Source organism: Ornithinimicrobium faecis (genome assembly GCF_023923225.1).
Classification (GTDB): Bacteria; Actinomycetota; Actinomycetes; order Actinomycetales; family Dermatophilaceae; genus Ornithinicoccus; species Ornithinicoccus faecis.
Genome location: NZ_CP099489.1, coordinates 3,574,667 through 3,599,798 on the forward strand (window position 1 = coordinate 3,574,667; position 25,132 = coordinate 3,599,798).

22 protein-coding genes are annotated in these 25,132 nt (G+C 69.3%); 9 read left to right on the top strand and 13 right to left on the bottom strand.

Going from position 1 to position 25,132, the window contains the following annotated elements; translation table 11 throughout:
• Positions 1 to 53: 53 nt before the first annotated feature.
• Positions 54 to 1,196, bottom strand: a complete 1,143-nt coding sequence (locus tag NF556_RS16610; protein ID WP_252592137.1) for a hypothetical protein — start codon at positions 1,194 to 1,196, stop codon at positions 54 to 56.
• 133 nt (positions 1,197 to 1,329) lie between these two features.
• Between NF556_RS16610 and NF556_RS16615 the strand changes: the two genes are divergently transcribed.
• Together NF556_RS16615 and NF556_RS16620 are read left to right on the top strand one after the other, a co-directional pair.
• The gene (locus tag NF556_RS16615) at positions 1,330 to 2,397 is read left to right on the top strand and encodes a DUF4236 domain-containing protein (protein ID WP_252592138.1); all 1,068 of its coding nucleotides are present in this window, start codon (positions 1,330 to 1,332) and stop codon (positions 2,395 to 2,397) included.
• 253 nt (positions 2,398 to 2,650) lie between these two features.
• Positions 2,651 to 3,046 carry a helix-turn-helix domain-containing protein gene (locus NF556_RS16620; RefSeq protein ID WP_252592139.1) on the top strand — a complete coding sequence of 132 codons (396 nt, stop codon included), beginning with the start codon at positions 2,651 to 2,653 and terminating at the stop codon, positions 3,044 to 3,046.
• An 83-nt stretch (positions 3,047 to 3,129) separates the two neighbouring features.
• Here the strand turns inward: NF556_RS16620 and NF556_RS16625 are convergent, their stop codons facing one another.
• From NF556_RS16625 to NF556_RS16640, 4 genes are all read right to left on the bottom strand, one after another.
• On the bottom strand, positions 3,130 to 4,587 hold the full coding sequence (locus NF556_RS16625; protein WP_252592140.1) for an amidase: 1,458 nt from the start codon (positions 4,585 to 4,587) through the stop codon (positions 3,130 to 3,132).
• Positions 4,580 to 5,884 (bottom strand): YgaP family membrane protein, encoded by a 1,305-nt coding sequence (locus NF556_RS16630; RefSeq protein WP_252592141.1) that lies wholly within the window; start codon positions 5,882 to 5,884, stop codon positions 4,580 to 4,582. The genes NF556_RS16625 and NF556_RS16630 overlap by 8 nt, the downstream gene beginning before the upstream one ends.
• 119 nt (positions 5,885 to 6,003) lie before the next feature.
• Positions 6,004 to 6,159: a hypothetical protein gene (locus NF556_RS16635; protein ID WP_252592143.1), complete on the bottom strand. Its 156-nt coding sequence runs from the start codon at positions 6,157 to 6,159 to the stop codon at positions 6,004 to 6,006.
• Between the two features lie 42 nt (positions 6,160 to 6,201).
• On the bottom strand, positions 6,202 to 7,470 hold the full coding sequence (locus tag NF556_RS16640) for an MFS transporter (protein WP_252592144.1): 1,269 nt from the start codon (positions 7,468 to 7,470) through the stop codon (positions 6,202 to 6,204).
• A 69-nt stretch (positions 7,471 to 7,539) separates the two neighbouring features.
• Between NF556_RS16640 and NF556_RS16645 the strand changes: the two genes are divergently transcribed.
• Entirely contained in the window at positions 7,540 to 8,199 is a 660-nt protein-coding gene (locus NF556_RS16645; RefSeq protein WP_252592146.1) for a winged helix-turn-helix domain-containing protein, read from the top strand.
• 40 nt (positions 8,200 to 8,239) lie between these two features.
• Here the strand turns inward: NF556_RS16645 and NF556_RS16650 are convergent, their stop codons facing one another.
• Positions 8,240 to 9,178 (bottom strand): LuxR C-terminal-related transcriptional regulator, encoded by a 939-nt coding sequence (locus tag NF556_RS16650; protein ID WP_252592148.1) that lies wholly within the window; start codon positions 9,176 to 9,178, stop codon positions 8,240 to 8,242.
• 206 nt (positions 9,179 to 9,384) lie between these two features.
• Between NF556_RS16650 and NF556_RS21435 the strand changes: the two genes are divergently transcribed.
• Positions 9,385 to 12,411 carry a S8 family peptidase gene (locus tag NF556_RS21435; RefSeq protein ID WP_289781758.1) on the top strand — a complete coding sequence of 1,009 codons (3,027 nt, stop codon included), beginning with the start codon at positions 9,385 to 9,387 and terminating at the stop codon, positions 12,409 to 12,411.
• A 103-nt stretch (positions 12,412 to 12,514) separates the two neighbouring features.
• Here NF556_RS21435 and vapC read toward each other — a convergent pair whose 3' ends face one another.
• From vapC to NF556_RS16680, 3 genes are all read right to left on the bottom strand, one after another.
• Complete coding sequence (gene vapC / locus NF556_RS16670; RefSeq protein WP_252592149.1) at positions 12,515 to 12,919, bottom strand: type II toxin-antitoxin system VapC family toxin; 405 nt, start codon at positions 12,917 to 12,919, stop codon at positions 12,515 to 12,517.
• Complete coding sequence (locus NF556_RS16675) at positions 12,916 to 13,125, bottom strand: type II toxin-antitoxin system VapB family antitoxin (protein WP_252592151.1); 210 nt, start codon at positions 13,123 to 13,125, stop codon at positions 12,916 to 12,918. The genes vapC and NF556_RS16675 overlap by 4 nt, the downstream gene beginning before the upstream one ends.
• Positions 13,126 to 13,314: 189 nt before the next feature.
• Positions 13,315 to 14,148 (bottom strand): fumarylacetoacetate hydrolase family protein, encoded by an 834-nt coding sequence (locus tag NF556_RS16680; protein WP_252592153.1) that lies wholly within the window; start codon positions 14,146 to 14,148, stop codon positions 13,315 to 13,317.
• Positions 14,149 to 14,296: 148 nt separating this feature from the next.
• Here NF556_RS16680 and NF556_RS16685 point away from each other — a divergent pair, with 148 nt between their 5' ends.
• From NF556_RS16685 to NF556_RS16700, 4 genes are all read left to right on the top strand, one after another.
• Positions 14,297 to 16,321: an acetoacetate--CoA ligase gene (locus NF556_RS16685; RefSeq protein ID WP_252592155.1), complete on the top strand. Its 2,025-nt coding sequence runs from the start codon at positions 14,297 to 14,299 to the stop codon at positions 16,319 to 16,321.
• Between the two features lie 56 nt (positions 16,322 to 16,377).
• Positions 16,378 to 17,577 carry a Fic family protein gene (locus NF556_RS16690; RefSeq protein WP_252592156.1) on the top strand — a complete coding sequence of 400 codons (1,200 nt, stop codon included), beginning with the start codon at positions 16,378 to 16,380 and terminating at the stop codon, positions 17,575 to 17,577.
• A gap of 448 nt (positions 17,578 to 18,025) precedes the next feature.
• Positions 18,026 to 19,564: a zinc metalloprotease gene (locus tag NF556_RS16695; protein WP_252592157.1), complete on the top strand. Its 1,539-nt coding sequence runs from the start codon at positions 18,026 to 18,028 to the stop codon at positions 19,562 to 19,564.
• Positions 19,565 to 20,587: an MvdC/MvdD family ATP grasp protein gene (locus NF556_RS16700; protein WP_252592159.1), complete on the top strand. Its 1,023-nt coding sequence runs from the start codon at positions 19,565 to 19,567 to the stop codon at positions 20,585 to 20,587. It abuts the gene before it with no gap.
• Positions 20,588 to 20,593: 6 nt separating this feature from the next.
• Here the strand turns inward: NF556_RS16700 and NF556_RS16705 are convergent, their stop codons facing one another.
• Positions 20,594 to 21,112, bottom strand: coding sequence for a helix-hairpin-helix domain-containing protein (locus tag NF556_RS16705; protein WP_252592161.1), 519 nt, complete (start codon positions 21,110 to 21,112; stop codon positions 20,594 to 20,596).
• Positions 21,113 to 21,167: 55 nt separating this feature from the next.
• Complete coding sequence (locus NF556_RS16710) at positions 21,168 to 22,247, bottom strand: serine hydrolase domain-containing protein (RefSeq protein ID WP_252592163.1); 1,080 nt, start codon at positions 22,245 to 22,247, stop codon at positions 21,168 to 21,170.
• 94 nt (positions 22,248 to 22,341) lie between these two features.
• Between NF556_RS16710 and NF556_RS16715 the strand changes: the two genes are divergently transcribed.
• Entirely contained in the window at positions 22,342 to 22,866 is a 525-nt protein-coding gene (locus NF556_RS16715) for a PadR family transcriptional regulator (protein ID WP_252592165.1), read from the top strand.
• Here NF556_RS16715 and NF556_RS16720 read toward each other — a convergent pair.
• Positions 22,838 to 23,458 carry a rhomboid family intramembrane serine protease gene (locus NF556_RS16720; protein ID WP_252592166.1) on the bottom strand — a complete coding sequence of 207 codons (621 nt, stop codon included), beginning with the start codon at positions 23,456 to 23,458 and terminating at the stop codon, positions 22,838 to 22,840. The genes NF556_RS16715 and NF556_RS16720 overlap by 29 nt on opposite strands.
• A 13-nt stretch (positions 23,459 to 23,471) precedes the next feature.
• Complete coding sequence (locus NF556_RS16725; RefSeq protein ID WP_345780123.1) at positions 23,472 to 25,061, bottom strand: molybdopterin-dependent oxidoreductase; 1,590 nt, start codon at positions 25,059 to 25,061, stop codon at positions 23,472 to 23,474.
• Between the last annotated feature and the right edge of the window lie 71 nt (positions 25,062 to 25,132).

Here is a 25,132-nt window from a genome sequence, read left to right on the forward strand (position 1 = left end):
TCTTGGACACGGGCGGCAAGGTGCGGATCGTCGGGGCGGCTGCCCGTCGCGGTTCAGCGATGCCAGGCGCGCTGCAGCGAGGCGGGGATGCCCCACCAGCCGAGGTGTGTCAACCGGTCGTGCTGGTCCACCGCGCCCAGCTGGCGCCACAGGTGCAGCACCGGAAAGAGCCCGAGGCTGATGACCTGCGCTGCCTCCTGCACCCCCAGGAGGTCGTCGTCGCCCGACCAGGCTTCGTCGTCCATGTCTTCGCCCGACTCCTCGAAGTCGAAGTCGACGATCAGGGCGGCCAGGCGATCGACGTCGACGGAGGTGCCGGGTCCCTCGCGGGCCAGCGTGACGGCCGCCGCGATCCAGTCGGGATGCTGCATGGCCGACCAGGCGCTGAGGGTCTCCAGGCCAAACTCAACCTGCGGTGGTTCATCCCGCTGGGCGACCACTCCCGAGGCGAGGGTGAGCCACAGGTCCTGATCGTCGTCTGGCAGCGCCGCCGGGTCCACGCCTGCCGCGGCGCGGAGCTGGGCAGTGTCCCGGGGGTCCTGGCGCAACTCCTCGCGGAGCCGGACTGCGGCACGGGCGAGTTCGGTGTCGGGGCAGGGCCGCTCCCCGACACTGTCGAGCAAGGTGGTCAGGATCTCGAGCGCGTCCTGCTCGGCGTCGTCCCACGCCGCGAGGAAGGCGTCGTCGTCCTCAGTCTCGACGGCATCGCGCGGGATCCGTCCGTCCGGCAGTGCCGTGTTGAGCCAGTCCGACTGGATCTGCCGGTGAGCCGCGAGGGCCGTGGCATCACCGGTCACCAACCGATCAGGGTCAATCGTCCCGTCCGCCACGAACTGTTCGAGGTGGGCGACCAGCAGGGCGTGCATCTCGCGGGCGACCGGTCCGGCCTGGTCCTCCTCCGGCCAGATGAACATCTGCTCGAGCAGGTCGATGGGCTCGGTCCCGGTGGCCACCAACCAGGTGTTGATGTCGCCCACGGTGGCGGCGCGCTCGCGGATCGAGGTCAGCACGGCCTCGGTGCCTTCCCAGAAGGCGGCGGACAGTGGGTTGCCGGCCCTGACCAGGTTTCGCCGCAACGTCGGCAGACCTGCCAGCGCCTCGTCGGCGGGCTCGCTCAACAGCGCCCGTGCAACGTCCCTGCGAGTCAGGGCCGTCGCACCTCGCCCCGTCGTGCGGCACACGTGCTCAACATCCATCACCGACACCCTACGGTGCCGTCGCCCGCGCTGGCCATGAGTGGCGTCGCCCGCGCTGGTTGGGTCGTAGCCAGTCCTTCGACATGCGCCGTCGTGCGATGCCATGTCTGCGCGGTGCGATAGAAGTTGAGGCATGGCGGGCTTCTTCTCCGTGCGCATCGCACCCGGGCTGCGCGTGTCCGCGTCCTCTCGCGGGCTGCGCAGTCACATCGGCCCACGTGGTGCTCGGCTGCACGTCGGCGGTGGCGGCACCGGGGTCTCGACCGGGACCGGACCGTTCACCTACTACCACCCACTGAGCGGGGGGCGGCGGCAAGGCTCGAGCCGCTCTCCCTCCGCGGCCGCCGGTCGTCGGCGCGCCAGCAAGGCCGAGCGGGCAGCCGAACTGGCAGCCGCCATCCTCCGGATCGATGGCCTGCACCGACAGCAGTTCCCGCCCGCACGCGCCCCGGTCGCCCCAGTGCCTGACACACCGAGCCGCGACGAGGTGCTGGCCGAGCTGCAACGCCAGCACCGGGGTGCTGCGCGATGGTGGCAGTGGTCCCGCCGACGGGACGCCTCCCGGCGCGCACGGGCGGAGCTGCCGCAACGGTGGGCCAAGATCGAGGCGGCCACTCGGCATACCCACCAGTTGCTGCAGGGCGATCCGGACACCGTGCTGGCCGCCCTGGCGGAGTCGTTCGAGGACAACGATGCGCCGGTCGCGCCGGTCGGGGTGGAGGGTGACGAGGCACACCTGGTGGTGCTGGTGCCGGGCCTGGACGCCGTGCCGAGCCACCACCCCACCACGACCCAGGCCGGCAACCTGTCCATCCGCAGGATGTCCAAGACCGACCGGTGGGCGCTCTATCGCCAGCTGGTCGCCGGGCACGCCCTCGTCTCAGCCCGCGAGGCGTTCGCCGTCGCACCGTCGCTGGAGCACGTCTCGCTGGTTGTGCTCCGCGACGAGGAGGACGACGTCTATGGCGAGCCCCGTGCTGCCCCGGTGCTCGCGACGCGCCTCACGAGGGCGACGTTGCACGGCATCCGGTGGCCGGAGGTGACCGCCTGGGACGTCATCGAGCAGGTCTCCCAGGACACCCTGCTCAACACCTGGGGTCGGGCTCGCGAGGTCCGCGGCCTCGATCTTGCCGACGAGCCCGACCTGGTCCGGCTGATCGACGCCGTCGACCTCGACGCGCTGGACCACGAGATCTCCTGACTGCGGCAACTGACCGACGAGCTCGACTGTCGAGATGCAGTGAAGTTTGCACAGCCCTGCGTGCCGAGCACTGCATCAACGCCCCCGGCCAACTTAACCGTCCGCGGCAAGAGCGTGCGTTCGGCTCCGGTGATGTCGCGCGCCGCCCATCCAGGGAGTTGCGTGAGAGAGGGATGAGGCGCCCTATGGCATCTGCGACATCTATGACGCCTGTAGCATGTGCGGCAGTCGTGACGAGGAAGAGAGGCTGGTCGTGGAGACCATCACCAATGGGGACGTTCCCGCAGCACAGATTGATCAACTTGATCAGGTTGCTGAGCACGTGGGGCCAGAGATGCACGAGCTACTCGTGAGCCTGAGCCGTTGCCTGCGCGAGGGCAACGAGATCGTTGCTGTCGATTCCGACAGCACGATAACTCCGAGTCGTGCGGCATCGAGTCTTGGCATGAGTCGCAGCCATCTCTATAAACTTCTCGACTCTGGCGAGATTCCGTTCCACCGAGTTGGCCGCGACCGGCGCATCCGATTTTCCGATCTGACTTCTTTTGAAGAGCAGCGTCAGAGCGACCGTCATGAACTCGCTGAGCGTTTTGCAAGCCAACAGCGCACTCGTGAGGGTGCGATTGAGGAACTCGTAGACCTGATCTGATCCTAGTCGCACGGGCCGGCAACGGCCGCTAGTCGGCATGGGAGCGAACCGTGGACACCTCGTGCGAACGAGTGCCTACGCGCTCAGAGCACGGGGTGACGCTGGGCATGTCCCGTGGCGGATTCGAAGGCGTGCGCGACCTGCAGCAGCTCGACGTCCTTGCCGGGCGCCGCGACGATCTGCAGACCGATCGGCAGTCCCGATCGTGAGAAGCCGGCCGGCACCGCGATCGCGGGGCAGCCAGTCGCGGAGATCACGGTGACCGCGCGCATCCACTCCAGATAGTTGTCCATCGCCCGCCCGTTGATGGTCGATGGATATTCCTGCTCGGCGTCGAAGGGCAGCACCGGTGCCGTGGTCAGCACCAGCACGTCGTGGGTGGTGAAGTAGTCCTGCGTGGCAGCCCACAACCGGCCCCGGGCCGCCTCCTTGGCGACGAGGTCGGCAGCCGTGAGCTCCAGGCCCAGGCGGGTGTTCCAGACGACCGCCTCCTTGATGCGGCCGCCGTCGGTTCGCGCACTCTCCTGCGCCACGACCGGGCCCCAGGCTGCGACGAAGTCGTGGGCCCGCTGGGCGCTGAAGACCGCGTCGGCCTCGCGCAGGTCGGGGATCAGGTCGTCAACGTGCGCCCCGAGTTGCTCGAAGACGCTGCCGCTCGCCGCGACGACGTCGCGCACCTCGGCCTCCACCTCAAGCAGCCCGCCAAGGTCTGGGCTCAGGCCCACGCGGATCCCGCGCAGGCTCGGCTCATAGGTGGCGCCGAGAGCAAACTCGGGCAGGTCGAAGACGCTGCCCGGCTCCTGGATCGAGCACGGCCCGGCCGGGTGCGGTCCGGCACCGACGCTCATCAGCAGCGCGACATCACCGACCGTGCGACCCATGAAGCCCTTCTGCGACAACCACGCCCAGCCCTGCCCCGGGACCGTGTGCGGGATCCGCCCGTTGGAGGGGCGCATCCCGACGACATTGTTGAAGGACGCGGGCGTGCGCAGTGAGCCGCCCATGTCGGAGCCGTCACCCGAGGCCTGGATCCCACTGGCGAGCGCGGCCGCGACACCGCCCGAGGAGCCGGCGACCGACTTCGCGGGGTCATACGGGTTGACGGTCGTGCCGAAGACCGGGTTGAAGGTGTGCGCCCCGGCGGCGAACTCGGGCACGTTGGACTTGCCGGTCGTGATGACACCGGCGGTCCGCAGGCGGGCCACGACCAGGTCGTCGGAGTCGGGGACCCGGTCGGCATAGACCGGCGAGCCGTGGGTGGTGCGCATGCCGGCCGTGTCGTGGGTGTCCTTGTGCGTCATCGGCACGCCGTGCAGGGCGGGCAGCGACTCCCCGCTCGCGCGGGCGGCCACCAGGTGCTCGTCGGCGGCACGCGCCTGCGCCAGCGCCCGCTCCGGGGCGGTCGTGACGATCGCGTTGATCGTGGGGTTGACCGCCTCGATGCGCTCAAAGTGCGCGCGCACCGCCTCCGTGGAGCTGACCTCGCCGCCAGCGATGACGGCGGCGAGCTCGCGTGTGGACAGCCAGGTGAGGTCAGTCATCACGATCCGCCTCGGCGGACGGCCCGCCCTTCTCGACGGATGGACCACCCTTCTCGACAGGAGCGCCCTGCTCTGCAGCTGATCCGCCGCGGCGGCCACGCCACCACTCGAGCACCGGGGTGGACAACCCGTCGCCGATGAGCAGCACGCCGATGATCGCCCACACCCACCACGGCCAGGGCAGCAGGTCAAAGACGGCCACGGCCAGGGCCGCCAGGCCGAGGACGACCTCGACGATCGTGGCGATCTTGACCGTCTTCTTCTGAAACGGCGTCTCGGTCTCGGAGGTCTTCATCTCCTTCATGGCGGCTCGGGCCAGTCCCAGCCGACCCGGTTCCGGTTTCACCGGCTCCCCCACCAGGTCGGGGTCTTTCTGCTCCGCGACGTCCTCTGCCGTCTGCTCGGCCAACCGGGCAGCGACCTGTGGCACGTCAAAGGCCGCGCACACCCGGGCCAGGAACGCGTCGCCATCGCGGTCGCCCATCGCCGCGCTGACGGCCACACGCTGCTCCTCGGTCAGGTCGGCGTGGTGGTCCATCTCGTCCTGGCCCGCCCGCGGGTGCGCGAGCATCTCGAGCATCTCGCGGGTGCTCTCGTGCGCGCCGTCCAGGTCCTCGTGCAGCGGCGCCAGCCACGGCCCCCACCAGGCGAACAGTCGCAGGTCGTCGTCGCCCTTGCCGAGCACATACTCAAAGGAGCGCTCGGGCCCCTTGCGACCCAGCGTCACCCGCGGGAAGCGCTCCATCGCCGCGGCGAGCCCGGTGAGGATCCGCTCCGAGGCGTGCCGCGAGGCCAGCACCGTCCACGCCTCCGCTTCGTGCCAGGTCAGTTCCTCCTTGACCCCCATGGCCGCTGCGGTGGCGACATAACGGTCGGTGCCCGGCCAGGCATAGACCGTGCGGCGGTCTGTGGTCAGCTCGGTCATGCCGGGCGGCGGTGACTCCACCGGCACTCCCGCTGTCCCGATGACCACCTGCCCGTCCACGCCGATCACTGCCTTCAGCTCGTGGGCCAGCCCGGAGACGATCTCCTCGAGCCGCGGTCCGGGCACCGGCGGGCCGGCCGGGTCGGACAGGGTGGCGATCTTCCCGTCGGCGCGGACCGCGATCCGCGCGAGGATCACGTCCGGGACGGCGCTCGGCTCGTCCACCGCGACGGCGGCCACGAGCTGGCGCTCGGCGAGCGCCTGACGCACGTCCTCGTGGCGGGTGAACATCCACCCGTCGGCCGACCGGTCCCGGGCGACCAGCAACAGCGCCGGCATCCACTCGGGAGGTTCCCCGTTGTCCGTGTCCATCTGGCCATCCTGCCGGACGGCAGCGCGCCCAGGGCGCAGGACTCTCTCGTCGTCCGCCTCGACGTCGCGACAACGCAGTGCCGGCACCTCCATCGCGAAGGTGCCGGCGGCCGCGTCTGTCAGCGCGAGGTCAGGAGGAGTCCCTGCCAGCCGCGGCGCGCGCCGGAGCGGGCGTGGCCGGCGCTTCGCCGCGCGATGCGGTTCCTCGCCTCGTTGGTGCGGGTGCGCTGGACGTGGGCGTCCAGTGCCACGTCGATGTCCATCAGATAGCACATAGCGATTCCTTCTCTCAGTGGTTTGCGAGCGGGACGGAGGGGTCAGGCGATCTCATGGCGGGCCACCAACCGGGTGCTCACCTGGGTCGCGGCATAGGTCACGGCCAGCAGGCACAGCACGACGGTGCCGATGAAGACCGCCGGCAGGCCGAAGAACTCCCCGACCAGGCCGCCGAGCAGTGCCCCCAGCGGCATCAGGCCATAGCCGATCATCCCGGAGGCTCCCCCGACCCGCCCCAGCTTGGCGGCCGGGACCAGGCGCTGACGCATGGAGCGGTTCACCACATTGCCGGTCATGTTGGTCAGCCCGACGACGAAGAACGCGGCGGCGATGGCCCACGCCTCCGGCACCAGGACGGGCACGAGCAACAGCAGCGCGTTGGATGCCCAGCAGGTCATCAGCAGCGTCACCTCGGGCACCAGCTTCAGCAACCGCTCCGCCAGCATCGCCCCGGTGACGGCACCAACGGCCAGCACGGCCAGCAGCAGCGGGAACTCGTGCGACTCCAGACCGACCCGCGAGCCTGGGCCGACCACCCAGAGGATGAAGACGGCGAAATAGCCGGTGTTGGCAAAGTTGGCCACCGAGCTGGCGATGACCAGCGGGCGCAGCACCGGGTGGGTGAACTGGAAGCGGATTCCCTCGAGGACCTCGTGCAGTTTGCCGGCCGCGCTCTCGTCCGGCGCCTTCTCCGCGCGATAGTCCCCGCGCAGCCCCAGCCCGATCAGCAGCAGGAAGAGCACCCCGAGGGCCACCGGGATCCCAAAGACCCAGCCGCTGCCGAGCACCAGGACGAACCCGCCGACCGGGGCGCCGACAAAGGTGTTCATCACCTGCTCCATGCCCATGACCCGCCCGTTGGCGGCCGACAGCCGGGACCGCGGCGCCAGCTGCGGGATGATCGAGGACCCGGCCAGGTCGATGAACACCTGGGTGATGCCATACAGCCCGACCGCCCCGATGAGCAGCGGCATGGTGAGCCGGTCGGTGATGGCGAGGGCCGTCAGCCCGCCCAGCACCCCGAGGCGCACCACGGTCCCGATCAGTTGCACGTGCCGGCGGTCCAGCCGGTCCACCACCACCCCGGCAACCAGGCCGAGCAGCAGCCAGGGCAGCCAGAAGGCCACCTGCAGCAGCGAGATCTCGCTCGGCGAGCGGGTCAGCGTGACCGCGATCAGCGGCACGCCGCCGAGCACGATGCCGTCGGCCAGGTTGGCCAGGCCAACCCCACCCAGATGTATGCCGAATGGCCGGCCCAGGCGCTCCGGCGCCGGTTCCGCGGTGGTCGGCTGTGTCGTGCTCGTGGTCATCGGTCGCTCCCGGTAGAGTAAGTGCAGAACTTCATCTGCATAACTTTCTCTGCAAAGGTACCTCTGCACATGGTTGAGCGCAACCCCCTTTCCGACGACGCTGCTGCACCGGACGAGCCGGCCTACCTGGCGCGGCGCATCGACGCGAGCGCGATGAAGGCGTTCGCGCACCCGCTGCGGATGGCGATGTACGACTATCTGAACGATCACGAGTCGGCCACGGCGACGATGCTGGCCAAGCACACCGGGGAGAGCACCGGACAGACCAGTTATCACCTGCGCCAACTCGAGCGGCACGGCTTCGTCGAGGAGGACGCCGCGCGCGGCTCCGGCCGGGAGCGCTGGTGGAAGGCTGTCGGCTTCCGGATGGACCGCGACGACCTGGCCCAGGACTCCTCGACCCGCCCCGCGGTGACCGCGATGCTCCAGAACCAGGTGAGTCAACGTGCGGAGGCGCTCAGGGACTGGTTCCAGCGCTCAGAGTCGGAGACCGCGTCATGGCAGAACAGCTCGCTGACCTCTCGGACCACCGCCAAGATGACGGCCCAGGAGTCAGCTGACCTCAACCGGGTCCTGATGGAGACCATCCACGAGCACACCGAAGCGGCCAAGGCCAGGCACTCGGCGGGGAAAGGAGTGTCCGAGGGCGGGGAGGGCGCACCCGATGCCGAGGGGACGCGGCAGGTCCGGATCTATCTTGATGTCTTCCCGCTGCCCACCGACGACTAGGACCCGCCCCTGGCACCTGATGCGCAGTCCCCGACCAGCCTCAGACCAGTCCCTGCCGGCTGGCCTGCACGCCCAACTGGAAGCGACTCTCGACGCGCAGCACCCGCTGCAGGTCCGCGATGCGGCGGTGCAGCGTGCGCGGTGAGATGCCCAGGTTCTTCGAGATCTGACCGTCGGTGAGACCGGCGCTGAGCATCGCGACGAGTTCACGGTCCTGCTCGGTGATGCCGTCGGCGTCACGCAGCTCGCTCCCGCGGTGGGGCACCGGGATGGCCGCCTCCCACTCACGCTCGAACAGCTCGATCAACGCATCCAGCAGCAGCGAGCCCCGCACCAGGAGGGCCTCACCGCGGCCGGGTCCGGTGGACAGCCCGATCAGCCCCTGCACGTCATCACAGAGCAGCAGTTTCATCGGCAGCCGCGCGGACACGCGCGCCACCTCACCCTCGGTGCGCCCGACCATGGCCCACCCATCGGGGCCGGCCTCCCGCAACGAGGCGCCCTCATAGACCACGCGCCACTGCACGCCGCGGGTCTGAGCCCGCTGCTGGGCCTGACCGGGCAGCGGATCGGCGTGGAAATAGGGGCCCCGGTCCAACCCGCGCATCACGGTGTCGGCGCGCTCGGCCATCTGGGTCGCGGCGGCCATCACCTGGCGCGGTCCTTCGACAACCTCGACGGCTTCCCGCCCGCCACCGGGGCGCCGGCGATAGTCGGCAGCCAGCGACTCGGCCGTCGTCCGCAACCGGTCGACCTCGCGCTGGCGCAGGGCGGCCCCGTGGTGCAGTGCCTCCCCCGGCGGCACCGCATCAACCAGCCCGTCCCGCCGCAGGATCAGACCAGCCGCCACCAGCCGATCGACGACGCCAGCGTCCACCTGCTCCTCGGGGTGGGGCCCGGTGCGCACCAGGTCGCGATAGGCGCTCGCCTCTGCCCTGGTGAGTCCCAGGGTGGCGAGGGGTTCGGGCGACTGGCCCATTCGGCATACTCCTGTCCTGCAGTCTCGCTGGCAGCACGCTGGTCCAGCACGCCGGCGACGCAAGGATCGAGCCGCCCGGGGTGGCCGATCGCTGCCGTGGCGAGACTATGCCACCGCAGATCCTTGCCGTCGCCCTGCCCCGGTGATTGGTTGGAAAGATCCCGCCCTGTGACGCGGCGGCCCCTCCCCTGAGAAGGACTTGCTTGATGACATCCATGCCTCGGCGCCGACGCCGACTGCTCACGCTGGCCACCCTGGTGGCCCTGGTCGGGTCGGGGGCCACCACGGCCCTCGGATCACCCGACCAGGAACCCGACCTGGTCACCGCCGCAACGACCACCGCCCAAGCGACCGCCGCCTCGATGGCCATCGCTCCCACGGGCAGTGGGCTCGCTGCCAGCGATGCTCCGGCGGTGCAGGAGTTTGAGGACGGCAACTATGTCGTCGTCATGCGCGAGCAGCCGGTGGCGACCTATGACGGTCACGACGCTGGCCACCCCGCCACGCGCCCCGACGAGGGCCAGAAGGTCAACCCGCACACCGCTGCCGCGCGCGGGTGGGCCAAGAAGCTCGAGTCCGAGCAGGACGAGGTCCTGGACGAGGCCGGGGCCCAGGAGCCGCACACGCGCTTCACCGGTGCGGTCAACGGTTTCGCTGGCACGCTGACCGCCGACGAGGCCGCGACGCTGGCCAGCGACCCGCTGGTGCTGGCCGTCGTCCCCGACGAGATCCGCACCCTGGACACAGCCGAGTCCCCGGACTTCCTGGGCCTGACCGGCAAGAAGGGTGTCTGGCAGCAGGTTGCTGGCAAGAAGGCCGACCCCAGCACCGCCGGTGAGGGCATCGTGGTCGGCATCGTCGACAGCGGCATCCGCCCGGAGAGCCCCTCCTTCGCCGACGTCGGCCACCCCGCCCCGCCCGCCGACTGGGCCGGCGCGTGCGAGACCGAGGACCCGGCGGCGTTCCCCGCCGACAGCTGCAGCGACAAACTGGTCGGCGCGCGCTATTTCGTCAACGGCTTCGGCGCCGGGCGCCTGGCCGACTTCGAGAGCCTCAGCCCGCTGGACTCCGGCGGTCACGGCACCCACACCGCCAGCACCGCCGCCGGCAACTCGGGGGTCGTCGCCACCATCGCTGGTGAGGAGCGCGGCACGATCTCCGGCATGGCACCGGGTGCCCACGTCGCGGCCTACAAGGCCTGCTGGGACGGCGCGACCAGCAGCGGTTGCGCCACCTCCGACACCGTGGCCGCGATCAACGCCGCCGTGCTCGACGGTGTCGACGTCATCAACTATTCGATCTCCGGGTCGCTGACCAGCTTCATCGACCCGGTCGAGGTGGCCTTCCTCAACGCGGCCAGCGCCGGTGTCTTCGTCGCGGCCTCCGCCGGCAACTCCGGTCCGGGCGCCTCGACCACCGCGCACGCCTCACCGTGGATCACCACGGTGGCCGCCTCCACCCACGCCGTCCACGAGAACACGGTCGTCCTCGGTGACGACCGCCGCTTCATCGGCGCCTCGGTCACCAGCGGCATGGACGCCCCGGCCCCGTTCGCCTATGCCGGCGACCTCGCCGCAGCAGACGCCAGCAGCGCCGACGCGGCCCTGTGCCTGCCGGGCACCCTGGACGCCGAGCTCGTGGCTGACACCGTGGTGCTGTGCGACCGCGGTGAGAACGCCCGGGCCGAGAAGTCCGTCGTCGTCGCCGACGCCGGTGGCGTCGGCATGGTGCTCGTCAACGTCGGCGCCGACGGCCTGAACGCCGACATCCACGCGGTCCCGACCGTGCACCTGCCCGACACCGACCGCGACGAGGTGCTGGCCTATGCCCGCACAGACGGCGCAACCGCCCAAATCGCGCTCGGCAACGAGGGCTCCACCACGCAGGTGCCCCAGGTCGCGGGCTTCTCCTCCCGTGGCCCGTCCCTGGCTGGTGGCGGCGACGTGCTCAAGCCGGACCTGTCGGCCCCGGGCGTGGACGTCCTGGCGGCCTACTCCCCCACGCAGGGCGGCGAGTCGTTCATGTATTCCTCGGGCACCTCGATGTCCTCCCCGCACATCGCGGGTCTGGCGGCCCTGGTGATGCAGGCGCACCCGGACTGGTCTCCGATGATGGTCAAGTCCGCGATGATGACGACCGCACGCGAGCATGTCGGTGACAACGACCCGTTCGCCGGTGGCGCCGGCTTCGTCGACCCGACCCGGTTCCTCGACCCGGGCCTGGTGCTCGACTCGCAGAGCGATGACTGGTGGGACTTCCTGGCCGGTCAGGGCATCGTCTATGCCGACTCTGGCGAGCCGGTCTCCGATAACCCGATCGACGCCAGTGAGCTCAACATCCCCTCGATCGCCGTGGGTGACCTCTATGGCGCACAGACGTTGACCCGCACCCTGACCAACGTCTCGGGCACCGCCGGTGTCTGGCACTCCAGCGTGCGGGGCCTTGAGGGCCTGGACGTCACCGTGACCCCGGCCAAGATCCGGCCGGGCAAGGGCGGCAGCCAGGACGTCTCGATCGCCATCACCGACGTCGACGCGCCCGCCAACCAGTGGGCCACCGGGTCGATCACCTGGACCGGCCCCGGCAAGCGTGAGGTCACCATCCCCGTCGTGGTGCGTCCCGGCACCCTCGACGCACCGTCCCAGGTCACCGCTGGCCTGACCGACACCGAGCTGGAGATCCCCGTCAAGATGGGTGTCAACGGCGCCATCGACACCCGCGTCACCGGCCTGTTCGCCGGCGAGCAGTTCGAGGGCAGCGCGCACCACCAGCTGTTCTTCGACGGCACCGACCCGGAGCTGTTCACCCAGCCGTTCACCTATCCGCGCGGCTATCCCACCGTGCGCATCGAGGTCGAGACCGACGTCCCCGACGCCGACCTGGACCTGTATGTGACCAGCTCGTGGTCCTCCTACCCCGTGGCCCGCGCGGTCTCCAGCGCCCGCAACGAGGTCTATCAGGGTGCGATCTACAGCTCCGCCCCCGAGCACTGGATCCACGTGGTGGCCAAGGGCACCGAGGCCGAGCGCATCCCGTTCACGCTGCGGGTCTTCTTCCCGACGCCCGGGGACACCGGCACGCTGGTGATGGACCCGGCCGACGACGTCGTCAAGGGCGAGACCCACGTCTTCACTGGTGAACTCAAGACGGACGGGGAGAGCCCCTACTACGGCACCGTCGAGTTCCTGCGCGACGGAGCCGTCGTCGACACCACCGTGGTGCGCGTCAACTGATCGACCCCACCCCCACACGGCGAGCGCCCTCGAGCCACCGGCTCGGCGGCGCTCGCTGTGTCAGACCAACGTGGTCGGCATCGTGCCAATCCCCCTCTGCCCGTCAGGCGCCGATCAACGAAACAGTCCGTATGCCGCAATGTCGCCTGAGCACCTCAAAGTCGCGATCACGGTGCATCACCGGGAGGTCGAGGCGCAGCGCGACGCTGGCAATCAGGCAGTCACCGAGGTTCCGCACGGACTCACCCCCGCGGCGGCACATCCGCTGCAGTGATGCGGCCGCAAGTGAGTCCACGATCGGCTCCGTGGGTGTCAACTCGAAGGACTCAATCAACCGGCGCCGTCGTGCGGCGAGCGCCTCGTCGGTCGTGCCGCTGAGCAGTTCCATCAGCACCACCTCCGGGATCACCAGGCGCTCTTGCTTCCGGATGAGCGACTCGAGTTGATCACCAGCGCCCGACGGGCCCGGTCGCAAGAACTCGATCCACGCTGAGGTATCGACGATCACCTGCTCGCCGCCCAGTCTCCCTCGATCTCATCATTGTCGACCTCAAAGCCGCTGCCCCTCATCGCCAGGACCTCTTCGGTCGTCATCGGCTCGCGGATGAGCTGCTGCAACGCGAAGTCGACGGCAGCTCGCTTGGACCCGAGCCGGAAGCGTGCCATCACCGCGGCCACCAGGTCCTCATCGATATCGATGTTCGTGCGCGCCATGACACAACGATACACCTTGTGGTGTATCAGCTGTCGCGTTCGTCGTGCCCTCTGTGCCTTCCCGCGACGCCGTGCCAGGCCGAACCGATGGGGACGGGTGGGTGAGTCGTGCCGTGACTCATCCACCCGTCCCGTCAGCAGGCCGGGGCGGTCGAGAGATGGCGCGCGCCGGCCCGGCCGCTCGCCGTGTCAGACCAGGGTGGTCCGCATCGTGCCGATCCCCTCGATGGTGCTCACGATGACCTCGCCCGAGGACAGGTAGCGCTTGGGCTCCCGGACGGCGCCGACCCCGGCGGGGGTGCCGCTGAAGATCAGGTCGCCTGGCAGCAGCCGCACGATCGCGGACAGTTTGGCGACGAGCTCGGCGACGGAAAAGACCATGTCGGCGGTGGTGCCGTCCTGCAGGCTCTCCTCCCCCGAGGTGCAGCCGATGGCCAGCCGGTCGCGGTCGGCGAACTCGTCCGGAGTCACCAGGACCGGGCCGATCGGGCTGAAGCCGGGATAGGACTTGCCCATCGAGAACTGTGGCGGCTTGCTCTGGAACTGGACCGCCCGCTCGCTGAGGTCCTGCCCGACGGTGAGGCCGGCGACGTGCTCCCACGCGTCCTCGACCGCGATCTGGTGACCCTCCTGGCCGATCACGACCACCAGCTCGACCTCAAAGTCGCACCGGTCGCTGGGCAGGGGCACCTCGGCATACGGCCCGGTCACCGAGGACGGGAACTTGGTGAAGACCATCGGCTCGTCGGGCAGGTCGAGCCCGGCCTCCTCCGCGTGGTCCTTGTAGTTCAGGCCGATGCCGAACACCTGCGGGGGCCGGGGCACGGGCGGGCCGAGCTGCTCCGCGTCGAAGGGCTCACCGGTGCTGGCGTCCTGGGCGCCGGCCCACGCGGCGAACTGCGCCCAGTCCTCCAGCAGCGGTTGCAGGTCCGGGCCGAACTGGCCGTCGCTGGCGCGCTCGATGTCCAGCGCGCGGTCCCCGTCGACCAGCACCGCGCGGCCCTCCAGGTTTGCAATGCGCATGCGATCTCCTCAGTCGGTCAGGTCCAGGGTGGACCTGATGATGGTGTCGGCGTCGATCGCCATCCTCCATCACCCGAACCGGACACCCAGATGCGGTCCTTCTCGATGCTCTATCGTCTGCGGGAGCGACTGGCCAAGGAGGAGTCCCATGCACGAGACGAGCAGCCCGGCACCACTCTGGGAGCCCTCACCGGAAAGCGTTGCGCGAGCCCGGATCACGGCCTTCACCACCCACGCCGAGCGGGCCAGTGGCCGGCGACTGTCGGCATACGCCGATCTGTGGGACTGGTCCACCACGGATCCGGACGGGTTCTGGGGAGCGCTCTGGGACTTCTTCGGGCTGCCTGAGCTGTTCGGCGCGCACGGACCGGCGCTGGCCAAGGAGGCCATGCCGGGGTCGGTCTGGTTCCCCGAGGTGCGCGTCAACTATGCGGAGTTCGTGCTGTCCGGTCCCCCCGAGGACCAGATCGCGATCATCGGCGTCGGTGAGGACGACGTGCGCAGCGAGGTCACCTGGGGCGAACTGCGTTCCCAAGTCAGCGCTCTCGCAGCGTGGTTGCGTGAGCGCGGCGTGGGTCGCGGGGACCGGGTGGTCGGCTATCTGCCGAACGTTCCCGAGGCCGTCGTCACGCTGCTGGCCACGGCCGCGGTCGGTGCGATCTGGTCCAGCGTCGGGCAGGACTATGCCCCCACGGCCGCCAGCGACCGACTCGGGCCGTTGGAGGCCAAGGTGTTGATCACGGCAGACAGTTATCTGTATTCCGGCAAGCGGCACGACCGGCGCGCTGCGGTCCGCGAGGTGCTGGCCTCGTTGCCCACCGTCACCGACGTCGTGCTCGTGGCCCGGGGGGAGGGGCGTGCAAAACCTCTATCAAAAGACGGGCAGAGCGAGCGAAACCTTTATCAAATTGCGGGGTGGGCGGAGGTGACCTCGGGATCGGTCGAGCCCGTCTGGGAGAGAGTCGGATTCGACGACCCGCTGTGGGTTCTCTTCTCGTCCGGGACCACCGGTCGCCCCAAGGGCATCGTGCAGTCCCACGGCGGGATCCTGCTCGAGCAGCTCAAGCTCCTCGGGCTGCACCTGGACCTCGGGTCGGACGACCGGCTGTTCTGGTTCACCTCCCCGTCCTGGGTGATGTGGAACATCCAGTCCTCCGCGCTCGCCGTCGGGGCCTCGATCCTTTGTTATGACGGGTCCCCCACCGCCCCGGACGCCCGTCGACTCTGGCCGCTCGTCGCCGATCACGACGTCACCGTGTTCGGCTCCAGCCCAGGCTATTTGGAGGCCTCCCGGTCCACCGACATCTCCCCTGCGGCGGACCTCGACCTGTCGGCGCTGCGCGCGCTGGCCACGACCGGGGCACCGATCAGCCCCAGCACCCACGAGTGGGCCGTGAGCGCCACCGGCGGGCTGCCGCTGTACTCGGTCAGTGGCGGCACCGACATCTGCAGCGCCTTCTGCGGCGGAGTGCCGACCGTGCCGATCTGGCCCGGGGAGCTCTCCGTGCGCAACCTGGGGGTGGCGATGGACGCCTGGGACCCCGACGGCAACCCGCTGCGCGGCGAGGTGGGCGAGCTGGTGATGACCCGGCCGATGCCCTCGATGCCCGTCTCTTTCTGGGACGACGAGGGCGGCGAGCGTTATCGCGAGTCCTACTTTGACGTCTATCCGGGCGTGTGGCGGCACGGCGACTGGATCACCATCACCGACCGGGACTCCGTGGTCATCCACGGGCGCTCAGACTCCACGCTCAACCGGCACGGGGTGCGGATGGGCAGCGCCGACATCTACAACGTCGTCGAGGACGTCTCCGAGGTTGCCGAGTCCCTGGTCCTGGGCATCGAGGAACCGGACGGCGGCTATTGGATGCCGCTCTTCGTGGTCCTGGCCGACCCCGATGGTGAGCTGGACGATGACCTGCGCGACCGCATACGGACCGCGATCCGCACCCACGCCTCGCCCCGTCACGTCCCCGACGAGATCCACCAGGTCGCGGCCCTGCCGCACACCCGCACCGGCAAACGCCTCGAGGTCCCGCTGAAGCGGATGATGCAGGGCGCCGACCCCGACACCGTCGTGCAGCGCACCGCCCTGGACGACGCCGACCTGCTCGAACCGTTCCTGGAGTTGGCCCGCCAACGCCGCGCTCGCACGCAGGACGAGACGGCATAACGGCAGGTCATTCCTAGCGTCTTACCACTTATGGCAACAAGTGGTAAGATGACCTCGTGTCCGAATCACTGTGGCCAGCACTAGGCCATGAGACCCGTGCATGGGAATCAGCCCACGGGGCGGTGGGTCTCACGCGGCGCGAGCGCCAAGCGGCGTCGCAGGCCACCTATCAAGCTGCGGTCGTCCCCGCGATAGCAGACCTGGCCCCCTCTCTCCCCGCGGAGGCCACTGCCGAGGCCGAGGATGCCGTCGCGGAGCTTGCCCGCTTCGATGAGCAGATGAGCCGCGAGGTCCTGCCCTACTCCGCCGTCCTGCTGCGGGGCGAGGCCATCGCGTCCTCGGACATCGAGCACATCACCTCCTCTGCGCGCAACATCGCGCTGGCCGAAGAAACCGGTGGTGACACGACCGGCAACGCCAGCCTCGTGGCAGCCAATGTTCGAGCCATGCGCAGGGCGATCGAGCGCGCAACGACCCCGAGCATCGCGGGTGTGCTTGCGCTGCACGAAGAGCTCATGCGTGATGACCCCCGTCACGAAGCGGGGGTGTTGCGGACCGAGCAGGTGTGGATCGGCGGCCACGCCTCGACGCCCGTTGGTGCCCGCTTCGTCCCACCTCACCACGAGCACCTCGCTGTTGCGATGGACGACCTGACGATCTTCGCCAATCGGCCGGACCTGGGCCGCCTGGCCCAACTGGCGATCACCCACGCCCAGTTCGAGACCATCCATCCGTTCACAGATGGCAATGGCCGCACCGGTCGAGCTCTCATGCACGTCATGCTTCGCGCGGGCGGCCTCGTGGAGCATGGCGTGGTGCCGGTCTCTGCTGGCCTCCTGACTGACACACGGGGCTACCACGACGCGCTCGACGCCTTCCGCACAGGAGACCCAGAACCCATCGTTCGTCTGTTCACTGCGAGCACGCTCAAGGCAGTGGTCAACGCAACACGGCTGGTCACAGAAGTGCGTGACATCCGGCAGTCCTGGGAGGGCCGCGTCCGCTCCCGCCGCGGGTCGACGACGTGGAGGGCCGCCGACCTCCTGCTGCGTCACCCGGTGCTGACCGCGCGCACCCTCGCGGAGCAACTCGACCTCTCGCCCACGCACGCTCCTCGGGTCATGGCTCCGTTGCAGGACGCCGGCGTGGTGGAGCGTGGGACGCACTACCGCTCGCGGTCCGCCTACTGGTGGACACCGGAGATCACGGGAGCCGTGGACGACTTCGCCGTCCGGGCCGGACGCCGACGCCTGTGAGGCCAGCAAATTACATCTGCCGATGTATTGCCCTGTCACCCCCGCGCGAGGACACTGATCCTCAGAAGGGATCTGGCGACGATGGCACCCGATGAGACAGCTGACAGTGCCTCCTCAACGCCCGAGCGCGTGCGTGCACGCATCATCGGAGAGTGGTTTCACTCCCACGAGGAAGATTCCCCTGGCGTGGCGGTCTATCGGCCGAGCTCCTTCGAGTTCCCCCGGGCACGGATGCCACGCGAGCGCCTCACGCTGAGCACAGGTGGAAGAGCCGCCGTCGGTGAGCCCGGTCCAGCAGACCGCGCAGATCAGACGCCGGGCCAATGGAGTCTCGTGGGTGATCAGATCGTGGTCGATGTCGGCGACGGTCCCACTCTTCGGTTCACACTCGATGAGCAAGACCGGGCCGCCCCCCAGCTGAGGACGGCGCAACCGGAAGGACACGACCATGCCCACCAAGCAGAAGGATGACGAACCCACCACACCCACCACCCGCACCTGTGCCACCGACCGCGTCCATGAGCGGTTGCTGCGCGAGTGCCCTGGTTATGCCGAGCGCCGAGCCCTCTCCGAGGACCAGGCCTGGCGGGCAGACCGCACCGGAGGAGCCGCCGGACGCACCGGGTGCACCACGATCCCGGTCGTGGTCCACGTGGTGCACCGCACCAACGCCGAGAACATCTCCGACGCCCAGGTCGCCTCACAGATCGAGATCCTCACCGCCGACTTCCGCAAGCAGAACGCGGACGTCAGCACCCTCCCCGGGGCCTTCGCTGGCCTCTCCGGAGACGCCCGGGTCACCTTCGAGCTGGCCAGCACCGACCCGGACGGCAACCCGACCGACGGGATCACCCGCACCCGCACCAGCGTCAACGGTTTCACCGACGACGACGCGGTGAAGTCTGCTGGCAGCGGCGGCGCGGATGCCTGGCCGGCCGACCAGTTCCTCAACGTGTGGGTCTGCCGTCTGGCCGGTGGCCTGCTCGGCTATGCCCAGTTCCCGGGTGGCCCGGCGGCCACCGACGGCGTCGTGATCACGCACACCTCGTGCGGCAACACCGGCACCGCCGCCCCGCCGTTCAACCTCGGGCGCACCGCCACGCACGAGGTCGGGCACTGGCTGAATCTGCGGCACATCTGGGGTGACGACGGCACCGGCTGCAATGGCACCGACTTCGTCGACGACACCCCCAACCAGGGCGGCGCCAACGTCGGCAAGCCGGCCTTCCCGCACGTCTCCTGCGACAACGGGCCCAACGGCGACCTGTTCATGAACTACATGGACTATGTCGACGACGACACGATGGTCATGTTCACCAATGGCCAGGTCACACGCATGCAGGCCACGCTGGACGGGATGCGCAGCAGCATCGGCACGTCAGGGCCCTGCGATGGTGGCGGCACGATCAAGTTTGTCGATGACCCGATCGTCACCCTGAAGTTCAACGATGACCCCGGCTCGCTGAAGTTCCGGGACGACCCCAGCACCCTGAAGTTCCGGGATGACCCCGGCTCGTTGAAGTTCCGGGACGACCCCGTCACGCTGAAATTCAGCGACGACCCGGGCACCCTGAAGTTCCGAGACGATCCGATCACCCTGAAGTTCCGGGACGATCCCGGCTCGCTGAAGTTCAGCGACGATCCGGTCAAGCACCCGGTGCTCGACAAGCCGCCGCCGCAGGATGTCGTCAAACCGCCGGTCGCGGACCTCCCCATCCCGGGCCCCGGGCCGGTGGTGCAGCCCGCACCGTTCGTGCTCTCCACCGGGCACCACTCGCGCGCGTGGGAGGGCAGTTATGAGGGTGCCTATCAGCAGACGATCGCGCACTATCAGGCGCAGCTCCAGGAACACGAGCAGATGCTCAATGACTATGCAGCGGCTGAGCAGGCGGGCCAGCTCACCGAGCAGGAGCGCGGCGAGGCGGACCAGCTGTATGCCGAGTATGAGCAGCTGAGCGCGGAGCTGGCTCAGCTCCAGGAGGGCTAGATGAGCGTCCTCATCGTCGCCACTGAGGACGACGTCCACACTCGGGCCGTCGTGGAGGCGCTGGAGACCAGGGGCGGGCAGGTCGCGGTCGCCGACCTGTCCCGCTTCCCGCAGCAGGCTGACCTGAGTCTGCACTTCACCTGCTGCGGGCAGCGCGACCTGTCACTGAGCGTGGGCGAGGAGCCGCTCGATCTCGCCGACATCGGCTCGATCTGGTGGCGGCGACCCCAGCAGCCGCTGGTCGACCCCGCCATCCACCGGGAGACGCACCGCATGTTCGCCGCCAACGAGATGCAGGAGGCACTGTCCGGGCTCTGGCACGCCCTGGATGTCTTCTGGATCAACGACCCCGCCCGCGACCACGTCGCGCACCGCAAGGTCGGTCAGTTGCGCGTCGCGCACGAGGTGAGCCTCCGCATACCCGACACCCTGATCACCAACAACCCGGACCGGGCGCGCTCGTTCATCGACGCCCGCGGCTACACCCAGGTGATCTACAAGGCCTTCTCGGCCCTGCCCGAGGAGTGGCGCGAGACGCGGCTGCTGCGCCCGGAGGAGCTGGCGCTGCTGGACAACGTGCGCTATGCGCCGGTGATCTTCCAGGAATATGTCGAGGCCGTCTATGACCTCCGCATCACCGTCGTGGGCGAGCATGTCTTCGCGGCCGCGATCCACTCGCAGGAGACGTCCTATCCGGTCGACTTCCGGATGGACATGGCCAACGCGCGGGTCGAGGCGGTCGAGCTGCCCGAGGACGTTTGCGACAAGCTGCTCGCCCTCATGGCCCGGATGGGGCTGGTCTATGGCGCCATCGACATGCGGCTGCGTCCTGACGGGGAGTATGTCTTCCTCGAGATCAACCCCGCCGGCCAGTTCCTGTTCATCGAGCAGGAGACCGGGCAGCCCATCGCGGCAGCCATTGCCGAGACCCTGCTCGCGCACGACCGCGAGGGCTCGCCAGAGTTGACCACCACCCGAGCGCGCCCTGAGCGGACCGCGGACGATCTCGCCGGGAGGCGGTGAGGGCCGCTACGCGGTTCCGGCCCGGGACCTGACGGCCTGGCGCAGTCGCGCAACCGCGCGCGGCCCGACGCCGTGCAGTGCGAGCAACTCCTCGTCCGTGCGTCGGTCGGCCTCGTCCAGGGTGCTGATGCCGGCGAGCAGCAGCGCCCTGGTCGCCGGTGCGCCGATGGCAGCTGGCAGGTCGTGCTCCCCCGTGCCGTCCTGCCGCGCAGCGGTGAAGCGCGGAGGTGCCCGGTGCGCCCATGCGGCGTCCACCAGGTTGTTCAGGTGCATGCCGTTGATGTCCTTGAGCGCGATGGCAAACCCGATGGTGGTGTTCGGCGGGCCGAACCGCTCACCCTGCGGATGCCGCGTCAACGCCTCCACGACCCGGTCCCCTGGCAACCACAACTGCACGACCCCGTCCTTCGTGACTGTGACGAACTTCTTGCCCATCACGAAGAACGCGAGCTTCCCGAGGTGAGTGCGCTCCCCCACCTCGAGGTGTCCGAGGGCGGCCTTGCGCAACTGGGCACGGGTCGTCATGCAGCCACTGTGGCACACCGGAGCCGGCGGCTTCCTCGCACTTCAGACCTCCCGGTCACGGCGTGCGCACCCTGTCTGACGACTGTTTCGCGATGATCTGCGCGATGCGGATGTGGGTCTGGAAGCTGCCTTGCATGCGCTTGTCTGCGTGGAAGTTGAGCACGACGTGGGCCCGGTGTTGTGGGTAGTAGAACATGTGGGTCGCGAACGACCCGAGCCCGCCGATCGGCTCGGGCAGACCGCGCAGCAGCGGGAAGAAGCCACCGAATCGCACCGTCACCAGCCCCGCCCCGTAGTGGATGCCCGGCCGCATCCGGTGGCGCCGCCGCGCCATCCAGACGAGGGTCGATCGCGAGACCAGCTGCTCTCCGTGCAGGGCCTCCTGGAACCGGATCAGGTCCTCTGCCGGGGCCACGATGCCTCCCCCGGCCCAGTCGAGGCTGACCGCGAGCGCCCGGCTCAGCTCGTGGGGCCCGATCCAGAACGGCTGAACGTCCAGGTCCGCCAGGCCCTCGGGGGTGCGGGCATCGCCGTAGGGCGTTGAGCTGCGCGTCATCCCGGCCCGCTCATAGATCCGGGACGCCAGGAGCGCACTGAACGCCTCCCCCGTCACCTCCTCGGCAATCCGGCCGAGCAGGACGTAGGCCGTGTCTCCGTAACTGAACGTCTCACCCGGGCGGCCCACCGGTGGCAGGTGGCGCACCTCGGCAAGGAGCTCGTGGGGAGTCCAGCGCCGTTGCGGATCCTGGGCCACCGACGCGGTCGAGGCCGCCGTGCTCGACCCTCTCGGCGGCTCGAAGTAGTCGGGGAGACCGCTCGTGTGCGTCAGCAGGTGCTCGACCGTCACATCGCGAGCGGTGTCAGTGCCGGGAGCCGCGGGGAGTCCGGCGATGTCCTCACCCGGCAGCACCCGCCCGATCGGTGTGTCTGCGTCCACCTGCCCGCCCTCGATGAGCATGGCGATCAGGGTCGCCGTCATCACCTTCCCGACGCTGGCTGCGTGGAACGGGCGATCGACGTCCCCGAACTCAAAGTCCCACCCCGGAGCGCGGACCACGACCTGAGGCGGGGGCAGGCCGGGTTGCCTGCGGACGACGCGCTCGAGGGAGGCGTGAAGGCTCTGCACGGTGGGCACGGTCTGCTCCCGGAGTCAGGTGATCGCTCGATAAGTCTCATAGACATGTCTAACAGACATGTCTATGAGGGACAACCCTCTACACTCACTGTCCATGGCGCACGTGATCCTCGGGCTGCTGCTCATCTATCCGCAGAGCCTCTATGACCTCATCAAGAGCTTTGAGGCTGGCGTCTCCCTCTTCTATAGCGCGAGCTCCGGCAGCATCAAGCGGGCCCTCGACAACCTGCTGGCCAGCGGCTCCATCGAGGTCGCCTCGACCGAGCCGGGAGCGCGGGGGCGCAAGGTCTATCGCGTCACGGACTCCGGTCGCGGCGAGTTCCACGCCTGGATGACCGGGCCGCTCAGCGGCAACCTGGAGACCGCCGCCCTGTCCCGGCTCTATTTCCTCGGCCTCCTCGAGGCACCGGAGCGCCCACCCGTGCTGGAGCGCATGAGGGAAGCAACCGAGGCCCAGCTCGGACAGCTCACCCGTCTGCGGGACCACATCAGCACGCTTGAGATCCCCGACGAGCTCCGCGATGTCGCCGAGTCCCAGGCGGCCACGCTCGACTATGGCATCCACTCCCATCAGGCGTCCCTCGACTGGTTCACCCGTCGACTGGGAGACCCCTCCTGACAAGACCCGCGCCCATCACGAGGCCCAGGACCACCGCTGGACCGTGCTCATCACCGGTGACGACGAGGGACAGCGTGGCCACGACCAGCAGGGCGCACGGGACAAGGACCTCACGCGCTGGCCGCCGCGGCCAGGCCACGGTCACCGCCATCGCGGCCAGCAGACACATCGTCGCCATGGAGTTGCCCGCGCCGCTCTGACCCGTGGTCCAGAGGGTGAGCACGTTGGCCAGCACCCCACCGACCAGGAACACCGAGACGCAGGTGAGCCCTCGGCATACGTCCCCGATCAGGAGCAGCGTGACGGCGAGCATGCTCAGGTTGAACACCGTCCCGAACCAGCCGCCGTCCTGCAGCACGATCGAGGTGGCCAGGCGCCACCACTCCCCCGACGCGATCGCCGAGGCGTCCCGCCCGCCCCACTCCAGCAACTCGGGGGCCCAGAGCAGTTGCACCAGTGACGGCACGGCCACCACGCACCAGAGCAGCACCGCCCCCCACCGCGGTCTCGGCAGTCGGGTCAGGGACTGCCGCAGGACGGTCCACCCGGTCAGGTAGGTGACCCAGATCGCGACGACAGCGACAACGCTCACACGAGCCTTCGGCTCACCGGACCTGCACGTCGACCGTGTGCCACCCACTCGCGCCGTTGGGAGCAGGGAGGGCGTGCTCCTCGGTCTGCACCTCGCCGGCCCCGTCGGTGGCCCGCACGCTCACGGCATACTCGCCCGGCTCGGCCTGCCAGGTGAGCATCCACTGGCGCCAGGAGTCGGTCGTCGGCTCCTCCGCAAGGGTCGCCTCCTGCCAGTCGCCGTCCCCGATGCGAACCTCGACGCGCTCGATCCCGCGGTGCTGGGCCCAGGCGACACCCGCGATCACGACCTCCCCGGCGCCGACCGGCTCGCCGGGACGCGGGACGTCGATCCGCGAGGCGGTCTTGATCGGGCCCAGGGCCGACCAGCCGCGCGGGGTCCAATAGCCCTCGTCCTGGTCAAACCTGGTCACCTTGAGCTCGGTCACCCACTTGGTCGCCGAGACATAGCCATACAGGCCCGGCACGACCAGTCGCACCGGGAATCCGTGCTCGGGCAGCAGTGCCTCCCCGTTCTGAGCGACGGCCAGCAGTGCGTTGCGGTCGTCAGTCAGCGCCTCGATCGGGGTGCCGGCCGTGAAGCCGTCGGTGCTGGTCGACAGCACCATGTCGGCGCCCTCCTGCACCCCGGCGCGCGCCAGCACCTCGCGGACCGGCAGCCCGGTCCACACGGCGTTGCCGGCCAGGTTGCCGCCCACATAGTTGGACACGCAGGTCAGCGTCACCAGCGCCTCGACCAGGTCGGCGTCCAGCAGGTCCTGGAAGGTCAGCTCAATCTCCTGGTCGACCATCCCGGTGACCCGCAGCCGCCAGGCGTCCGGGTCGACCTGGGGCACGGTGATGGCGGTGTCGATCCGATAGAAATTGTTGTTGGGAGTGATGTATGCCGTCTGGCCGGTCACTCCCTGCGTGGCACCTGCCGGGACGGCGACCGGGTGCGCAACGTGCAGCATGCCCAGGCTCGCGCGGGCTGCCTCGACCACCTCGCCGGCGCGACTGAGGGCGCGGCCCGCTGCGATGCCAAGGGCACCGACCACCGTGAGTCCGCCGCCCCAGGCCAGCACCGTGCGCCGACTCGCCATGCCCGCTCCCATCGGCACCGCCTCAGGCTGGCTGGGCGCCAGACGGCGCCAGAGCCGGTCGAGGGTCCACAACCCGACGAGCGTCCCGATGATCGTTGGGATGGTGTCGGGCCAGGAGAAGTTGGGCCGGTCCATCACGGCGAGCACCCCGACAACCCCGACTGCCGCGAACACCCCCAGCCCCCAAAAAATATAGAGGTCTCGCACGCCCTCCCCGTCTTTTGATAGAGGTCTCGCACGCCCCGCGCCGAGGACCCCGATCAGCGCACAGAGCCCAGTCAGCACGATGCCCATGCCGACCAGCAGCGCGAGCTTGTCGTTGGTCCCGAAGGTCTGGATCGCGAAGTCTTTGAGCCAGGCTGGCGTCCGGTCGACGAACGCGCCGGCGACGGCCACGAGGGGGGAGGCCGTCCCCGATCCGATGCCGCCGCGCATCAGCACGGCCGCGCCAACCTCCGCCACCGCCAGAGTGATCGCTCCCGCGGCGACGCCGGACAGTGCTGCCAACCAGCGACGACTCACTTGGTGATCGTGGCACCCACACCTGGGAATCCGGTCACGACAACCTGGGCATTCCATCGCTACGTAGTACG